Source organism: Candidatus Poribacteria bacterium (assembly GCA_028820845.1).
In the GTDB taxonomy this organism is placed as follows: Bacteria; Poribacteria; WGA-4E; order WGA-4E; family WGA-3G; genus WGA-3G.
In genome coordinates this window covers 26,232-43,395 of sequence record JAPPII010000031.1, presented here as the reverse complement: position 1 = coordinate 43,395, position 17,164 = coordinate 26,232, and the positions used below count along the sequence as shown (strand labels likewise).

Genomic DNA, 17,164 nt, shown 5'->3' with positions numbered 1-17,164 from the left:
GCATTTTCTGCCTAAACAGCGATAGCGAAACCCGACATTCCACTTTTATCAAACTCACGTTATAGTACGGAAGATATTGATACTGGACCGGAGGTGTCGCAAGATGGATACAATCCAGCTGCTTCGTGCGGTAGAGAAGAGTAATTCTGAAAAAGTAAAGATGCTACTCAAAAAGGGCGCAGATGTCAATACGAAAGGCGATCTGGGTAATACCCTGCTGCACATCGCAGCGTCGTCAGATGCCCGTGAAGTAGCAGAGATATTATTGAAGAATGGCGCAGCTATAGAAGCAAGGAACGATCGCGAGCGAACCCCCTTACACATTGCGGCAGAGGTCAATCCTTCCCGGGTAGCAGCACTCTTGTTAGAACACAATGCAGATATAAACGCAAGAGATAAAAATGGGGATACACCTTTACACGCCGCGACGTTTTTGGAATTGGAATGGGAAGATGGCCCTCGTACGGCAGAAGCGTTGCTCAAATACGGCGCAGACATTAGCGCAAGGAACAATGCTGGTATTACGCCATTGCAGCGGGCGATAGAGCAAGATGCCTCTGAAACGGTGAAGTTGTTGATTAACTACAAGGATAAAATAGGTAAAACTGCGCTGCATCACGCTGCAGCAAAAAATGACGCTGAAACTGTAAAACTCTTATTGGCACACAAGGCAGCTATAAACGCAAAAGATAAATATGGGAACACGCCTTTGCACGATGCCGCACGGCAAAACGCCTCTGATACAGCAGTCATCTTATTGGCACACGGTGCGGATATAGAAGCAAAAGATGAATTATTTGGGAAAACACCTTTACACACTGCGGCATGGGAAAATGATTCTAAGATGGTGGAGGTGTTGCTCAAGTCCGGAGCAGACATCAAGGCACGGGACAATGACAACAGAACCTCTTTGCACCGCGCGGCAATCAGAAATGCAGAAATCGCAAGGATCTTATTAGCACACGGCGCAGATATAAACGCGAAGGATAAATATGGGGAGACACCTTTACACCGTGCTGTAGAGCAAAACGCCTCTGATATAGTGGAGGTATTGATTAACTTCAAGGATGAGACGGGTAAAACTGCGCTGCACCACGCTGCAGAAAAAGATGACGCTGAAACTGTAAAACTCTTATCGGCACACGGCGCAGATGTTAACTACAAGGATAGAACCGGTAAAACCGCATTGCATCACGCTGCAGCAAAAGATGACGCTGAAACTGTAGAACTCCTCATCAAAAACGGCATACGTATCGACGCGACAGATTTTGCTGGGGCAACCGCACTGTATATTGCAGCAGAAAATAATGCCAGGGCAACCGCACAGATATTACTGGATAACGGTGCGGATATAAACGCAAAAAGCAATAGGGACATCACACCTTTACACGCTGCAGCACGACAGAATGCCTCTGAAACCGCAGCCATCTTATTAGAACACGGAGCAGATATAAACGCAAAAGATAAAAACGGGAACACATCTTTACAAGAAGCGGCACGGCAAAACGCCTCTGAGACAGTGAAATTATTGGTTAGTTTCACGGATGAAACGCGTAGGACTGCACTGCACCACGCTGCAGCGAAAGATGACGCTGAAATTGTAGAACTCCTCATCAAACACGGCATAGGTATCGACGCAAGGGACTCTGCGAGGGCAACCGCACTGCACCTTGCAGCAAAGAATAATGCAAAGGCAACCGCACAGATATTATTGGATAACGGTGCAGATATAGAAGCAAAAGATAAGGGTGGGAACACGCCTTTACACGTTGCGGCACGGCAAAATGCGTCTGAAATCGCAGCCGTGTTATTGGAACAGGGTGCGGATATAAACGCAGAAGATGAAGATGGGTATACGCCTTTAGACCGAGCCGTAGAGGAAGATGCCTCTGATATAGTGAAGATATTGATTAGTTTCAGAGATAAAACAGGTAAAACCGCACTGCATCGTGCTGCAGCAAAAGATGACGCTGAAACTGTAAAACACCTCATCAAACACGGTATAGGTATCAACGCAACGGATTTTGCTGGAGCAACCGCACTTCACCTCGCAGCAGCGAATAATGCAAAGGCAACCGTACAGATATTATTGGAACATGGTGCGGATATAAACGCAAAAAACAACATTGGTGTCACACCTTTGCACCTCGCTGCACGGCAAAATGCCTCTGATACAGTAAGACTCTTATTGGAACACGAGGGAGATATAGAAGTAAAAGATGAAGAAGGGGACACGCCTTTGCACCACGCTGCACGGCAAAATGCGTCTGATACAGTAGAACTCTTATTGGAATACGGGGCCAATATAAACGCAGAAGCTGAAGATGGGTATACGCCTTTACACCAAGCCGCATGGCAAAATGCCTTTGAAACCACAGTCATCTTATTGGAACATGGTGCGGATGTAAACGCAAAAGATAAATATGCCGATACACCTTTACAAAACGCTGTATGGAAAAATGCCTCTGATATAGTGAAGATATTGATTAGTTTCAGAGATAAAACGGGTAAGACTGCGCTCCATCGTGCTGCAGCAAAAGATGATTCTGAAACTGTAGCAGTGCTAATCAAACACGGTATAAGTATAGACGCGACGGATGCTGCTGGGGCAACCGCCCTTCACATAGCAGCAGAAAATAATGCCAGGGCAACCGCACACATATTATTGTCCCACGGTGGGGATATAAACGCAGAAGATAAATGTGCGGAGACACCTTTACACCGCGCGGCACGGCGCAATGCGTCAGAAACGGCAGTGTTCTTATTGTCCCATGGTGCGGATATAAACGCAGAAGATGAAGAGGGGTATACACCGATACACCGAGCGATAGAGGAAAACGCCTCTGAGACAGTGAAGTTATTGATTAGTTTCAAGGATAGAACGGGTAAGACTGCGCTCCATCGTGCTGCAGCAAAAGATGACCGTGAAACTGTAGAAACTCTCATCAAATACAGCATAACTATCAACGCAACGGATTCTGCCGGAGCAACAGCACTGCACCTCGCAGCAGCGAATAATGCAAAGGCAACCGCACAGATATTACTGAAACACGGTGCCAAGATAAACGCAAAAAACAACAGTAATGCCACGCCTTTACACCGAGCCGTAGAGGAAAACGCTTCTGATTCTGATATAGTAGAGTTATTGATTAGTTTCACGGATAAAACGGGTAAGACTGCGCTGCATCAGGCTGTAGAAAAAGATGACGCTGAAACTGTAAAACTCTTATTGGCATACGGTGCGGATATAGAAGCAGAAGATAAATATGGGTATACACCATTGCACCAAGCTGCGTGGCAAAATGCGTCTGATATAGTAAAACTCTTATTGGCACGCGGTGCCAATATAAACGCGAAAAACAACATTGACATCACACCTTTACACAACGCCGCACGGCAAAACGCCTCTGATACAGTAAAACTCTTGTTGGCACAAGGGGCGGATATAAACGCAAAAGATAAATATGGGAACACACCTTTACACAACGCTGCAAGGGAAAATACCTTTAAGACAGCGGAAGTGTTGCTCAAGTCCGGAGCAGACATTAATGCAAGGAACAATCATGGTACTACACCATTGCACCGAGCTGCCCGTCAAAACGCCTCTGATATAGTGGAGTTATTGATTAGCTTCAAGGATGAAACGGGTAAAACCGCACTGCACCACGCTGCAGCAAAAAATGACGCTGAAACAGTAGAAGTCTTATTGGCATACGGTGCGGATATAGAAGCAGAAGATAAATATGGGTTCACACCATTGCACCGAGCTGCGTGGCAAAATGCGTCTGATATAGTAAAACTCTTATTGGAACACAAGGCGAATATAAATGCAAAAACCAACATTAATGCCACTCCTTTACACAACGCCGCACGGCGAAATGCATCTGATACAGCACAGATATTATTAGCACACGGTGCCAATATAAACGCGGAAGATAAATATGGGTATACGCCTTTACACCAAGCCGTGCGTCAAAACGCGTCTGATACAGTGAAAATATTGATTAGTTTTACGGATAAAACGGGTAAGACTGCGCTCCATCGTGCTGCAGCAAAAAATGACACTGAAACTGCAAAACTTCTAATCAAACACGGTATAAGTATAGACGTGCCAGATTCTGCCGGAGCAACAGCACTGCACCTCGCAGCAAAGAATAATGCCAGGGCAACCACACAGATATTATTAGAACACGGAGCCAACATAAACGCGGAAGATGAATATGGATATACACCTTTACACGAAGCCATAGAGAAAAATGCCTCTGATACAGTAGAAGTCTTAATGGAACATGGTGCGGATATAAATGCAAGAAATATATTTGGGTATACGCCTTTAGACCGAGCCGTAGAGGAAAGTGCCCCTGATATAGTGAAGCTATTGATTAACCTCAAGGATGAAGCGGATGAGACTGCACTCCTTCTGGCTGCAGCAAAAAATGACGTTGAAACTGTAGAACTCCTCATCGAAAACGGTATAAGTGTCTACGCGACGGATTCTGATGAAGCAACCGCCCTGCACCTTGCAGCAGAAAATAATGCGGGCGCAACCGCACAGATATTACTGGATAACGGTGCGGATATAGAAGCCAGAAACGATCTTGAGCAAACTCCCTTGCATCGGGCGGCACAAGAAAATTCCTTTGATACAGCAGTCATCTTATTGGACCATGGGGCAGATACAAACCCAAAAGATAAATATGGAGACACGCCTTTGCACGATGCCACATGGCAAAACGCATATTATACAGCAGTCATCTTATTGGAACGTGGTGCGGATATAAACGCAAAAAACAATAGTAATACCACTCCTTTACACCGAGCCGTAGAGAAAGATGCCTTTAATATAGTGGAGCTATTGATTAGTTTCAAGGATGAGACGGGTAAAACCGCACTGCATCAAGCTGCAGCAAAAGATGATGCTGAAATTGTAGAACTCCTAATCAAACACGGCATAACTATCAACGCGATGGATGCTGCTGGGGCAACCGCCCTGCACCTTGCAGCAGAAAATAATGCCAGGGCAACCGCACAGATATTATTGGATAACGGTGCGGATATAGAAGCCAGAAACGATCTTGAGCAAACTCCCTTGCATCGGGCGGCATAGGAAAATTCCTTTGATACAGCAGTCATCTTATTGGACCATGGAGCCGATATAGAAGCAAAAGATAAATATGGAAATGCCCCTTTACACGCCGCGGCACGCAACAATGCCTTTGATACGGCAGAAATATTACTGGACCATGGTGCCGATATAAACGCAAAAGATGAATATGGTAATACGCCATTACAAATAGCGGAAAATAAAAACGCTCAAGAGACAGCAAAAATATTGGTAAACTATAAGGACTGGGAAGGAGAAACACAACTACACTACGCAGCACGGCACAATAATTATAAAGAAGCGAAAATGTTAATCAAGTACGGCGCGAATGTCAACGCAAAAGATGATGTAGGTGATACACCGCTACATATTGCAGCACTGTACAATACGTGCGAAGTTGCGGAGGTATTGCTCAAAAATGGGACAGAGGTCAACACCAAGGATAATGGGGGCGATACACCGCTACATATTGCAGCACAGCAGAATAACTATAAAACTGCAGAAATGTTAATCAAATACGGCGCGAATGTCAACGCAAAAAATGATGTAGGTGATACACCGCTACACGTTGCAGCGTTTTTAAATGCATATAAGACAGCGGAAGTATTGTCTAACAATGGCGCAAATGTGAATATAAAGAACCTTGCTGGCAACACGCCGCAATTTTTTAAAAAGAATGATGGCGACCCTCATTGAATATAAAGAACCGGCAACACGCCCTGGCACATTGGAATCGAGAAAGATGCTTCGGGGACAGTGAAGGTATTGCAAGGATGAAATGGGTAAAACTTCACTACATCGTGCAGTAGAGAACAATAGCAGGAATGTGTAAAAACTGAAACGGCAAAGTTGAGCATCAGCAGCTTTGCTTTGAAACTGTCTTTGCATTCAATGAAACATAGGTTTCGATATCTTTGAAATACTGCTAATTGTTTTTGACAATTGGGTTTTTGCATGATATAATAACTTTGTTGGTTTGCTTATTGGCAAACGTCGTGCTTAACAACCTTGCTTCATGAGACACAGTTCGGACACGAATGCAGAAACGTATCTACATTGAGACGACAATTCCGAGTGCCTACTACACGTTGCGAATGGACGCAGGCTCGCTCGCTCGACAACGGTTAACTCGGCAGTGGTGGGAGGAATATGCAAATCAATTTATTCTGACTTCCAGTATTGCTGTCGCTACCGAACTTAGGCGAGCGAGAAGCAAAGTAACGCAAGAGCGGCTTAAGTTACTTGAAGGTGTTGAACTGTTCGCTAGTACCAACGAGATTCAGCGAATTGCACAAGTCTATATTGATAAGTTAATAATGCCTCAAGATCCGCTTGGAGACGCGCTTCACCTTGCAATTGCCTCGTTTCATAAAATTGACGCATTACTCACATGGAATTTAGCACATATTGCTAACCCGAACAAATTTGATTTCATTACGCAGATTAATCGTGAATTGGGATTACCGATGCCCTTATTAACAACGCCTCTGAATTATTTAGAAGGGACAATCTAAAATGAAGAATGCTCACCTCATCAATAACGAAGAAATGAGCGAGGTCGTTAAGGAGGTTCGCGAAATACGCCATAAAATCTCTGCAGAATGTGGACATGATCTCGAACGGTTAATTGCTTATCACCGAGAAATAGAGAAGGAATTGCGGAAGTCTGGCAAATATAAGTTCGTCGAGTCTTCGAATGATAAACCTGAACCTTTAAAGACTGAAGCCGCGGATTAAGAAAACTGCAAAGTCAATCAACGCCGTGCATGCTGTGATTCCGCAGGCGCGCTATACACAACGTTAAGATGTGGCGTCTCTAAACGGACATGTCCCTCAAGGCGAGAGGTTAGACAACTCTCCAATGCACCGCTCACCAATAACGTCCGTTCCGCGGTATAGGGCGCAATACCCGTTTCAAAGAGCTCCTCAATCTTGGCAATCAGACACGCCGAATAAGTGACATTCGGCGTCGGCGTTAAGAAAAACTGCGTGGACACCGGCACCGATTTGTCCTTCAGTTGTGCAGCGAAGCAGTAATCTCGGACTGCACCGTTGAGCATCAGAAGCGTCGCCTTCAAACCGTCGTTATATTCAATAAAATAGGCAGACGGATTTTCAACGAGTCGGTAGATTTCGCCATTAGCAATCATATCCTGCGTTCTGCCGTCTTCATCTGTTAAACCACACGGCGTATCACTTCTCGAAAGTGCTGCTTCCAATAATTCTATAGACCAGCGTCTGTCTTTCCCCGCCTCCCAGACAGCGTCACCCTCAATCAACTGCACCGCAGCGACTCCAGTTTCGCCGCCCTTTCGGCGTTCTACCATACACTGCATCGCCTCCAAGGCGTGATAGTCCATCGGATCCGAACCGCCAACGCCTACCATAAGTGCCTCTTCTATTTCACATTCCAAGGGCAATTCAACATCCGGCAACCGCCACGTGACGGGCAACGATGAACCTGCCAAAACCCCAAAAACGAGACGATGTCCATCGTCCACCATCTCTTTTGCTTTCTCAAAGCTGTAGGAGAGATGTTTATCGTTGTAGATAGGCACGGCACGTCCATCTTCCTCAAAAACCTTGACGCACGCTTTGAAGAATTCATACCGTGGATAGAGGACTTGATCTTTCTCATTGCGTGGATATTCGCCGTGTTCACCGATGAGTAGCACGGCATCCACCGCAAGTTCATCACCCCCACATCGGAGTGCTTCAGCAATCGTAGGATAGACGGAGAAACCGAATTCTCTGGCACGGTCAAGGCTCTGATCGCCTTCTGGTTTCTGGTCAACAAACAGAGAGACAACTTTCATATTCGGACGGTGCCATCTACCCTCGGTTGGGTAGCCGACGAGAAACCGGTCGGCGAAGTGTTGCGCGTGCGATAGATAACGATAAATCGTAGCAATAACTGCAATGCGTTTCATGCGCTTAGGTCCTCCAAAAGGTTGACGTTTCGGTGGATTGATAGGCGATGTCTAAATGGAGTGTCTCCTGTCGTGTGCCTTCGGCAAAGAGGCTGTCAACGCCTGCTGCGACGAGTCCCGTTGTCAATAGCGTCCGTTCAACCGGATAGGTCGCTTCGCCTGTCAGGAACATCTGTTCGATGTTGTGAACCAGTGGCGAAAAGAAGTTCGCCAACGTCGTCCGTGCGGGCGGCATCGGGAGATACATCTGTGTTGAAAGGATCTCATCGTCCGACCCGATATAGGCGGCAAAGTTGAAGTCCTGCACCAATCCGTTCATCAGAATCATCGTAGATTTCAAGCCATCGTTGTGTTCATATTGATAGGCGATCGGATCTTTCACAATCTCCTTCAATTCGTCGATATTTGGAAACGGATTGTTAAAACCGGGACGCGAAGGTGTAAGTGTATGGCTCCGACAGAGTGCACTCTCAAAAAGTTCACGTGACCAGCGTTCAGTGTGGTGTGCTTCCCAGAACGCATCGCCGCGGTATGCCTGCAGCCATTTGACACCGCTCTCGCCGCCTTCGCGCCGTTCCACCATACACTGTAAAGTCTCCAGGGCGTGGAAATCGTAACTATCCACGCCACCGTAACCAACGCATACCGCTTCGGATACCGATACACCAAGCGGCATGTCGATAGACGGCGTGCGCCACGTAACCGGTAGTGAGGAACCTGCCATGAATGCGAAGTCCATGTTTTGAGAGATGTCGTACATCTCTCTCGCCCACTCCCAATTCCATGAGAGGTGTTTATCATTGAAGGCTGGCACCCCGCGCCCACTCCGTTCAAACACTTCAGCCATCTGCTTGAAATGCTCATAGCGCGGATAGAGGCGTTGTCCTTTTTCGTTGGTTGGATATTCACCGTGTTCACCAATGAGTAGCACACCGTCAACAGCCAATTCCTCGCCGCCAAGGGTGAGTGCTTCCGCTATTGTCGGATACCCCTTTACGGATGGGAAACGCTCCAACCGGTCGCGGCTGAGGTCATTGTCGTTGATCTGTTCGACGTGGAGGGAGACGAGATCCATCGACGGATAGTGGTGTCGGCTGTTCCACCCGTAGCCTTCCAAGAATCGGTCGACGATGTGCTGCGCATGTGCGTATTTGTGATAGATCGTCGCAATCGCTGCGATTTTAGGACGTGTGGTCATTCTTCCCCCTTGGACTTCATAGTGATTCAGTGCTCTTTCTGCAATCCGAACAAAAGCATCACCAAATTTTTACAAGTTTTCCAACTATTTGCAAAACTTGAATTATCGTTGCATCTGGCATGTCACCTGCGTACTTGGCGCGTCTTTCCCACCAATCCAGACTCTTAATGTGATCGGCTTGGATGACTCCGGTGAGTTCAAGAATACCGGTATTATCCCTGTTGCGAATTTCTACCCCTGGGGGGATTGACACATCAAGGTCTACACGATAAGGCTTCCGACTCGTTGTAATGGGACACATGATCGCCAACCACAATCTGCGATTGTAGAGTTCTTCAGATACGACAAGGGCCGGACGCTCTTTTGCTTGCTCGTGTCCTGCTTGTGGATTGAAGTCAATCCACACTACGTCACCATGTCGTGGAACGTACATAGTTAATCTCACCATACTTCTTTGCCTACTGGCGGTCCCGTATTGACTTCAGCGGAGGCACAGGGTTCTGGTTCTCTGGTTGTAGGTTCTGGTACTTTAGCTAAGAGTTCCTCTAATGTATAATTCGGAGGCGGCACGGGTCCCCGCCGTTCTTTCTTGGGTGGAATGTTGCTGTTTGGTGTTTCAACCTTATCGCTCCATAGGTCGAGTTTTGGCTCCTTGCTTGTAATTTTCGCGGGTGGACAATTCGATTTTTTCATGAGTTAGCCCCTTTCCCATCCTCTGGCGGCGTGCTATTGTTTTGCAGTGAGAATAAATATGTCGCAACTTGTGTTGTAGTATAACAATATCACAATTCTGAAGGAAAACGCAATATTTTTCGGTTTTCGGTTGATTGTTGGTGTTCAGGTCATTGTGCTTTCAGCGGTCAATGGATAGTATCCAAACTTACGAACTTTGACAAGGACGGACTTTCCTCCCTCACCTGAGGACATGGACTTCCAGTCCGTAAATTTTATAATAATGCGGCACAAGAATCTGCCTACGGCGACGGTATTATTGAATCGACATTTAGCGGCTTCTCAATGAGTACAACCGGTGCTTGGCAACAGTCGCAATCCCCCGGTGCAACGGCGCGGATGTAGCACGTATCGCAGTAGTAGTAGAGCTCATGTACAACGCCATCCTTAATGGAAGAGAATCGGATAACCTCCAGCAGTTGCGTATTTGGAAAGACGCGCCCGTTAATGATTAAGTCTTTCTCATGCAGTCGCTCGTCAACAAAGAATGCCTCAGCTAACGATGTACGCAAAAGCGTGTAGTATTTGCCTGCCTCCGTCTTGACCCCATATAAATGCGGATGGGTTTTAAAGAGTTCGACATTGTAGTGCGCGTGCATCTCTTCCGCTAAGCAGACAATATTTCCTCGGAGTTCAACTTCCTTTGGTTTTTGCTCTTCCGTTGGCGGTGTGGCTCCGCTCATCAATAGACTCAAGATGATGAGAAAGGGAACCAATATTTGAAAATTACGCATCGTTTGCCTCCTTCTTTGCCCAGCGATTTGGACCCGGTCCGGGTTGATGTTCGTCGCGAATGCGTTTAAATTCTTCAGGTGTGGTGACAACGTCTTCTGGATGTCTTTTGCTCCGTGCGAGAAAACCTGCTTCCGGTTGATAACCGGTCGGTTTCGCAGCGTCCTGATAGCGCGAATCTACACTCCATCGAACCTGATGGCTAACGTTTGGAATGGAGCGATGGGGGGTGAGGTTGGTAAGCAGGAGGACACTGCCGAACTTGACAGGAACCACAACCGGATTGACTTCGGGTAATGCATCATCCGGTATTTCAAGATAAAAACGTTCAGAATGACGATGTCGGAACACGCCGTCCCGATGAGCGTGCGGGATGACTTCCATGCATCCGTTTTCAACAGTCGCATCTATCAACGGAATCCAGATTGTGAGTTGTAAAACCGAGTCACATTTAGGCTCCATATAACCCGCGTCCTGATGCCATGGGACGAGCGTGCGATCGTGTTCAGGGAGTTTCGGACGCACTCGGTATGCCGGATGACACATAATCTCGGGTCCGACAAGCGATTCGGCAATGTCCAGCAGTTTTGGATTGATGAGTAGGTCGAAGAGTGCTGGACCTGTGTGTGCACCGCTGAACACTTTCTGAAACACAGTCGAAGATTGTGCCGTAATTTTTGCCAAACGCGTATCAAAGCCTTCTGTTTTGAATTCGGAGTCGATTTCACCTGCAGCATACAGTTCTGCTGCGCCGGTATCGACAATTTCTTCAAACTCGGCAATGAGTGGATTTAAATCGTCGGGTGCAAGGGCACCTTCAAGTAACAGATAGCCGTTTTCGTTAAAATCGTGGATTTGAGAGTCAGTTAGTACTTTCATAATCTATCTTATATTTCGACGAGTTCAATCAGGATGCCGTCTGGATCCTTTGCGCATGCGACACCTACCGCATCAGGCGCGCTTATGGGTTCGGATAAGAATTCGACACCCTTCTGTTTTAGGTTTTCAATGGTCTGTTGAATATCGTTAACGAAAAAGGTGAGCCAACGGACACCTGCGGAGAATGCGCCTGTCGGTGTCGGTGGTGATGATTCGATGTCCATCAGTTTTATGAGTGTGTTGCCTGCCTTAAGACGCACCTGACGAAAGCCTGTCGGTGCGAGCCCTACGTCGCGCGCGAGAGCCTCTGGAATCTCCAATTCCAATACAATCTCAAGTCCCAACTTGTTGTGATAGAAGTCCAGCGATTCGCTGAAATTGCTACAGGTAATAGCGATGTCAATAGTCGGATGCGATAAATTTAGCACAGATTTTTAACCTCCTACAAGAACGAAGATTGCTTCTCGGAATTGACCGAGCGGACGCGCGTTATAAGTGAGGTCTACGGGGATGACAATTCTTCCCAATGCTTCACAGTGCCGTGGAATCGGAATTGAGAAGTCGATGTGTCCATCTGTTTTCGGTGGGATAGTTGTGTGTGCAGGGTCAATTCCCACATCCCACGCTGGCGGCAGCATCGGTTGAGCAGTTGCTGTACGCGGTTCAGATGAGTGGTTCGTTATCTCCACGCGTAACTGTGCCGTTTCCCCGGGTGTGATTTCCTGTTCATAAGGATAGCAGCGGACCCAATGTTCGTCCATACCGTAGTTGGCATGGTCCCACGGAAAGAGGACAGTGTAGCATTTTTCACGTTCAGCGAGTGTGTCCAACATACATTCAATTTCGGCATCAGTAAAATCGAACGCAGGATTGACATGGCAGTTGAAAATATGCGTGGGTTTGAGTTGCTGAATCAGGCGTATACATTTTTCATAGCCGACATCCTCACCGAGTAGGTTCCGGTTGCCGGAACAGTAGTCGTCAATTCCCGACATTGTGAAGGAGTCACCACCAAAGAACATCCGTACGCCGTGTCCCTCAACGAGTAGACCGGCGTGATAATAGGTCTGTCCCGGAAAATGGTAGGCGGTCATCGTGAACTCGTTCCACTGCCACGCATCGCCGTCGTGGGTGATGCGATCAACTCGCGTGACGGCAGGTGAAATGCAGGGGAGGCGGAATCCTATTGGATTTGTGATAACCTCTGCGACGACTGAATCTGTTATCGTTTCACAAGGAAAAGTCGCTTGGAATTCGGGAATAGCGTCAACATGGTCATCGTGATAGTGCGTTACCCAAAACTGTGTGACCTCTGAAATGTCGCCACCTGTTTGCAACTGCTGGATCTGTTTGATGACATTCGGTGAACCGCAATCCATCACGAACGCCTCGCCGGTTTCGGAGATGATGAGCCACGTCGTCCCGAAGTGACGCAAAAATTCGGGAGGCGGCTTACCTTCTCGGATAGGCATGTGTCCGGTGCGTCCCTCGAACTCACTAAAGAGTTTCGGAAAGTAGTGCCGAAGTGCGGAAATCGCGACGTATCTATCGTAGCAGTCTGCTAATCGATGAAGAAGTACGTCAATTGCCTTATCGGGATCTCTCATAACAACGCCGTGTGTCGGAATGAGTGCTGTCGGCGATGCGTCGCGAATCTTTTCAAGGCTCTCCGTTAGTTCATTTCTCGCGCCGAGAAACCCGTGATAATCGCTCGTCTGTTGTCCCTTTTGCAAACTGTAGAGTTCCCACAATTGCCCTTCGTCGTAAATGAGATCGCCAGAGAACGCGAAACGTTCACCGTCAACAGCGATAAGGTAGGTGACACTTCCATCAGTATGTCCGGGTGTCTCAAGGACTTTCAATGAGGCTGCCCCCCACTGAATCTCTGTCCCTTCGATGTATGTATCGGCTACACGGATGGCGTTGGCGAGCATGAGATTGTGTGGATGGTAGTTGTAGAGGTGCCATCGGTATTGCGGATCGTTCCAAAAAGTCTTGACCTCGCTGAACCACGCCGCCTCTTTCGCTGGGATGCCGACACGGGTGTTATCAGGTATCGAAAACCCTGATGTGTTATCACGATGGTGGTGAGTGAAAAGCACCTGATCAATACCGGTGATACCGAGTTCTGTGAGTGTCGTGTGGAGGGTTGTACCACTTGGGTCAATGAGGAGTGCCCGATTTCCGTCGCGGAGAATGCCTGTGTTGACATGTCCGTGATGGACGTATAGGTGATAGCTAAGTTGGGAAAATTGGGTCTCCATTGGGTATCCTCATTCTCGGAACCGATCTCATAGAAACACTGCCGGTGAGACTTTAAAAGTCTCTGCTAAAGTGTGAATGTGCGTGACTGTCAAATCCCGTTCACCTTTAAGAATCTCCTTGACAGCATCAGGAGAACCGAGTGCAGGCAGGTCTGAGGGTTCAAGTTGGTGTTCTTCCATTAAAAACTTAAGCACTTCAACACCACTACACTCAGGGATTGGATGATGTTTCTCCTCGTAGGCGTCGACAATTGTGCCGAGTGTATCAAGGAGTTCATAAAGTGGGTGTTGCTCGTCGGTCCCCACTTCATCAATCAACGCGTCTAATGTGGCAATAGCTTTATCATATTCTTTTTCATCACGAATCGAAAAGAGAGGTTGAACGATACGCCAGTGTATCTGAATATCTTCTGCAATAACGCTCATGTTTTCCATTCTCCTCTGTTATATTCATCATGTGTTAGCACATGGCGAACATAGACTTTTCCGCGATTGAAATGAATGGAGACAATCAATCGATATTTATTGCCGCCGATGTTAAACACAGCCAAATTGTCAACAAAATCTACGCTTGGAAACACTGCGCGCAATTCAATAAAATTTCCAAACGAACTCTTGGTGATAAGTGTGAACCAACGCCTAAGCGGCGTTTGACTGTTAGGATGTTTTTCCCAGAATTCGCGCAGTGCCTTTTTGCTAATAACGTGCATCCTTTTTCCAAAGGTTACGCCTCTGCGAATTGCGGTCTGCCGAGGGCATCCGTTCTACCTTGTCGTTTGTAGTGCGGCAAGTGTCCATTCGCATCGGCTAAAATCCGCTCTTTCGCAAGCGCGATCCGATCAGCACCTTGGTCAACGATATTGTGTTGACACGCTACATCTGCCTCAAGGTCAAACAGTCGGACATCGTCCTGGAAGTCAACGCTGGAGAAATACCAGCTCCTCGCGTCTTTATACCAAACGGAGTTGACATAGCGACAGGTGAGGTACTCACGAGATTCCCAGCCGTTTTTTCCTTCTACGAGTGATAATAGGTTCTGCCCTTGTATTTCACCGGCAGGTTCAACTTGGCTGGCTGCCATCACAGTAGCAGGCACATCGAGCGTATAGACGAATTCATCGCAGGTCGTACCGGCATTGACACCTGACGGATGGCTAACCATCATCGGAATATCCATTGTGCCCGGATACATGAAGTTAGCGGGTTTTCCTGTGGCTTTGTCTGGATTCTCTGCAAAGTTTGTCCCATGGTCTGCAAGGAAAATGATGAGTGTGTTCTCGCGCAATCCAAGACGATCAATGGTATCCACCAATTTTCCGAACCATGTATCCACGAGCGTTACCAAACCGGCGTAATTGGCTTTAACGCTTGGGAGTCTATCTTCAAGTTCCTTATCGTTGAGTGAACCGTAGGGAAGATTGAGACAGATAGGCTCGCGATCTTCGCGTTTGCCGTAGAGATCGTAGTAGTGGATGGGTGCTTCCCATGTCTCGTGCGGTGTGAAACTATCGACATAGAGATAAAATGGCGTATTTTTATGGTTGTGTTCGACGAATTCGATGGCGGAGCGGAATAACCTCGCGGCGTGCCACGTCTCCTCCGGACGTTCGGGTTGGACGTTCACAATATGGGCGCGAATGCGTTCTGGATTTCCACGGTAACGAGAGATGAGCGCGGGATCAGCGTGTGCAGCGCCCCGATACCTATCCTCGGCTTGACCCCGGACGAATTCCCACTGCTGGAAGCCTCGCGTAAAGTTCATACCCGGCACGAAATAGTGCGGGACATCGGCAAAGAAGCCGGTGTGATACCCGTTTCGGACAAGTGATTCAGCGATTGCGGGTTCGTCAGCAGACATGGGTTGCCAGCCGGGGGTATAAACGTTGTCCCACGGCACGGGTGTATAAGTGCTGAAGGGATAGGCACGTCTACCGGTATGTAGTGTACGGCGCGTCGGGATTGTCGGTAAACATTCCGGATGCGCGTTTGTAAATCTGACGCTCTGTTCGGCAAACTGTGCCAAATTCGGTGTATGAATCCAATCGTTGCCATAAGGACTGAGATATGCTGTTCGCAGTGTATCCGAAACAACCACTACTATGTTCCAACTCATCTATTAACCTCCACGGGATAAGAAATGAAGTGTCTCTTAAATCTTGGCCAGTGCCAGCAGCCACGCAACAACGGCGCGTGGCGAACCGTACCCCCGCCCAGGGCACTTGAACGACACTTGGTGCTAATTTAAAAAACCGAGTAATCGAAAACGAGAACATCCTCAACGAGCGGACGAATATGTTCGCTTGCTATCTGACGGTGAAAAGGATGTGGTAGATAGGCATCGCGTGCCGCTTCGTCTGTAAAACGGACGATAAAACCGTACGTATACCCTTGACTTTTCCCTTCAGGACTGTTGTTTGTGCCAGCAGTTATGGATTCAATACCCGGAATTTCGTCAGCCATTCCTAAGAGGGCATCGGACAAGGTCTCCAACTGCGCTTCGGTAACCTCCAATTTTAGTTTCAGTAAGACGATGTGTTCAACCATTATGGTTTCCTTGTTTCTGTAGCGAAAATTTGTTTTGGTAAATTGAAGAAAATTGTTGTATAATCAATAAGTATGACATAAATGTTGTTTTTTTTCAAGTTTTCCACGAGGTTTGCAAACGAAATTACGGAGGAATATCAAAGATGAGACGTGCTTATGTTTGTGTAGCTGTTTTGTTCATCGCGACTTCGTTAACTGTATTCGCGCAGCAAGTGGTGGTAACGGAGATAGAGGACAATAAAGGGGGTATCTATAAAGCCGTCGAGTTAGAGGAAGGCGGAAAATTTTTCCACGATCGCGACTATACGATTACGCATATCCCGAAAGAGTTTCTCGGATTCACGCAGGTTTCCACGTCAGCGGACTGCCCGGGCGGACAGGACTATCAGTTGACGTTTAACATCGACCGACCGGCGTACGTCTATCAAGCTTGGGATAGCCGACACACACGTCCGGAAGACCGCGGGCAAGACCCGAAAGGCTGGTTTACAGACGGGTATACCGATACAGGCGAAATACTGATGCTTGACGCACCGCATGCGCCAACCGAGTACTTTATCTACAAATCCAATGAACCCTACGATGGAACAGTCGAGTTGCTCGGTATTGACGAAGTCATCGGGGATCCAGTCCTCATGTGGACTATTTTCCTTGAAGAGACTGTACTTCCTGTGGACCCAGAAGGGAATCTAACAACGACTTGGGGTGAAATTAAGGCGGATTAACAGGGATCAGTTGTTGGTTATAATCAACGGTATGAATGCCGCATGGCATTCCCTGG

Annotated in this window: 16 protein-coding genes and 1 pseudogene; 5 read left to right on the top strand and 12 right to left on the bottom strand. The window is 47.4% G+C overall.

Annotated features, from left to right (window positions below; all coding sequences use genetic code 11):
* The first annotated feature begins 55 nt into the window (after window positions 1–55).
* From OXN25_07715 to OXN25_07700, 4 genes and pseudogenes are all read left to right on the top strand, one after another.
* A pseudogene (locus OXN25_07715) lies at window positions 56–5,107 on the top strand (ankyrin repeat domain-containing protein).
* 30 nt (window positions 5,108–5,137) lie between these two features.
* Window positions 5,138–5,800: an ankyrin repeat domain-containing protein gene (locus OXN25_07710; GenBank protein MDE0424736.1), complete on the top strand. Its 663-nt coding sequence runs from the start codon at window positions 5,138–5,140 to the stop codon at window positions 5,798–5,800.
* 341 nt (window positions 5,801–6,141) lie between these two features.
* A complete protein-coding gene (locus OXN25_07705; GenBank protein MDE0424735.1) occupies window positions 6,142–6,618 on the top strand; it encodes a type II toxin-antitoxin system VapC family toxin in 477 nt (158 codons plus the stop codon).
* Between the two features lies 1 nt (window position 6,619).
* Window positions 6,620–6,841 (top strand): hypothetical protein, encoded by a 222-nt coding sequence (locus tag OXN25_07700; protein MDE0424734.1) that lies wholly within the window; start codon window positions 6,620–6,622, stop codon window positions 6,839–6,841.
* 17 nt (window positions 6,842–6,858) lie between these two features.
* On the opposite strand, the gene OXN25_07695 is transcribed toward OXN25_07700, so the two are convergent.
* From OXN25_07695 to OXN25_07640, 12 genes are all read right to left on the bottom strand, one after another.
* Window positions 6,859–8,034: a hypothetical protein gene (locus tag OXN25_07695; GenBank protein MDE0424733.1), complete on the bottom strand. Its 1,176-nt coding sequence runs from the start codon at window positions 8,032–8,034 to the stop codon at window positions 6,859–6,861.
* 4 nt (window positions 8,035–8,038) lie between these two features.
* The gene (locus OXN25_07690; protein ID MDE0424732.1) at window positions 8,039–9,232 is read right to left on the bottom strand and encodes a hypothetical protein; all 1,194 of its coding nucleotides are present in this window, start codon (window positions 9,230–9,232) and stop codon (window positions 8,039–8,041) included.
* Window positions 9,233–9,290: 58 nt separating this feature from the next.
* Window positions 9,291–9,665, bottom strand: coding sequence for a type II toxin-antitoxin system PemK/MazF family toxin (locus OXN25_07685; GenBank protein MDE0424731.1), 375 nt, complete (start codon window positions 9,663–9,665; stop codon window positions 9,291–9,293).
* A gap of 8 nt (window positions 9,666–9,673) precedes the next feature.
* Window positions 9,674–9,925 (bottom strand): hypothetical protein, encoded by a 252-nt coding sequence (locus tag OXN25_07680; GenBank protein MDE0424730.1) that lies wholly within the window; start codon window positions 9,923–9,925, stop codon window positions 9,674–9,676.
* A 281-nt stretch (window positions 9,926–10,206) separates the two neighbouring features.
* The gene (locus OXN25_07675; protein ID MDE0424729.1) at window positions 10,207–10,698 is read right to left on the bottom strand and encodes a hypothetical protein; all 492 of its coding nucleotides are present in this window, start codon (window positions 10,696–10,698) and stop codon (window positions 10,207–10,209) included.
* Window positions 10,691–11,575 (bottom strand): phytanoyl-CoA dioxygenase family protein, encoded by an 885-nt coding sequence (locus OXN25_07670; GenBank protein ID MDE0424728.1) that lies wholly within the window; start codon window positions 11,573–11,575, stop codon window positions 10,691–10,693. Before OXN25_07670 ends, OXN25_07675 begins: the two co-directional genes overlap by 8 nt.
* A gap of 8 nt (window positions 11,576–11,583) precedes the next feature.
* A complete protein-coding gene (locus OXN25_07665) occupies window positions 11,584–12,003 on the bottom strand; it encodes a VOC family protein (GenBank protein MDE0424727.1) in 420 nt (139 codons plus the stop codon).
* A 6-nt stretch (window positions 12,004–12,009) separates the two neighbouring features.
* The gene (locus tag OXN25_07660) at window positions 12,010–13,839 is read right to left on the bottom strand and encodes an MBL fold metallo-hydrolase (GenBank protein ID MDE0424726.1); all 1,830 of its coding nucleotides are present in this window, start codon (window positions 13,837–13,839) and stop codon (window positions 12,010–12,012) included.
* Window positions 13,840–13,866: 27 nt separating this feature from the next.
* Window positions 13,867–14,265, bottom strand: coding sequence for a transcriptional regulator (locus OXN25_07655; protein MDE0424725.1), 399 nt, complete (start codon window positions 14,263–14,265; stop codon window positions 13,867–13,869).
* The gene (locus OXN25_07650) at window positions 14,262–14,549 is read right to left on the bottom strand and encodes a type II toxin-antitoxin system HigB family toxin (GenBank protein MDE0424724.1); all 288 of its coding nucleotides are present in this window, start codon (window positions 14,547–14,549) and stop codon (window positions 14,262–14,264) included. Before OXN25_07650 ends, OXN25_07655 begins: the two co-directional genes overlap by 4 nt.
* Before the next feature lie 14 nt (window positions 14,550–14,563).
* Window positions 14,564–15,952, bottom strand: a complete 1,389-nt coding sequence (locus OXN25_07645; protein ID MDE0424723.1) for a sulfatase — start codon at window positions 15,950–15,952, stop codon at window positions 14,564–14,566.
* 128 nt (window positions 15,953–16,080) lie between these two features.
* Entirely contained in the window at window positions 16,081–16,383 is a 303-nt protein-coding gene (locus tag OXN25_07640) for a Dabb family protein (GenBank protein ID MDE0424722.1), read from the bottom strand.
* A 143-nt stretch (window positions 16,384–16,526) separates the two neighbouring features.
* On the opposite strand from OXN25_07640, the gene OXN25_07635 reads away from it, so the two are divergent.
* Entirely contained in the window at window positions 16,527–17,108 is a 582-nt protein-coding gene (locus OXN25_07635; protein ID MDE0424721.1) for a hypothetical protein, read from the top strand.
* The last annotated feature ends 56 nt before the right edge of the window (window positions 17,109–17,164 follow it).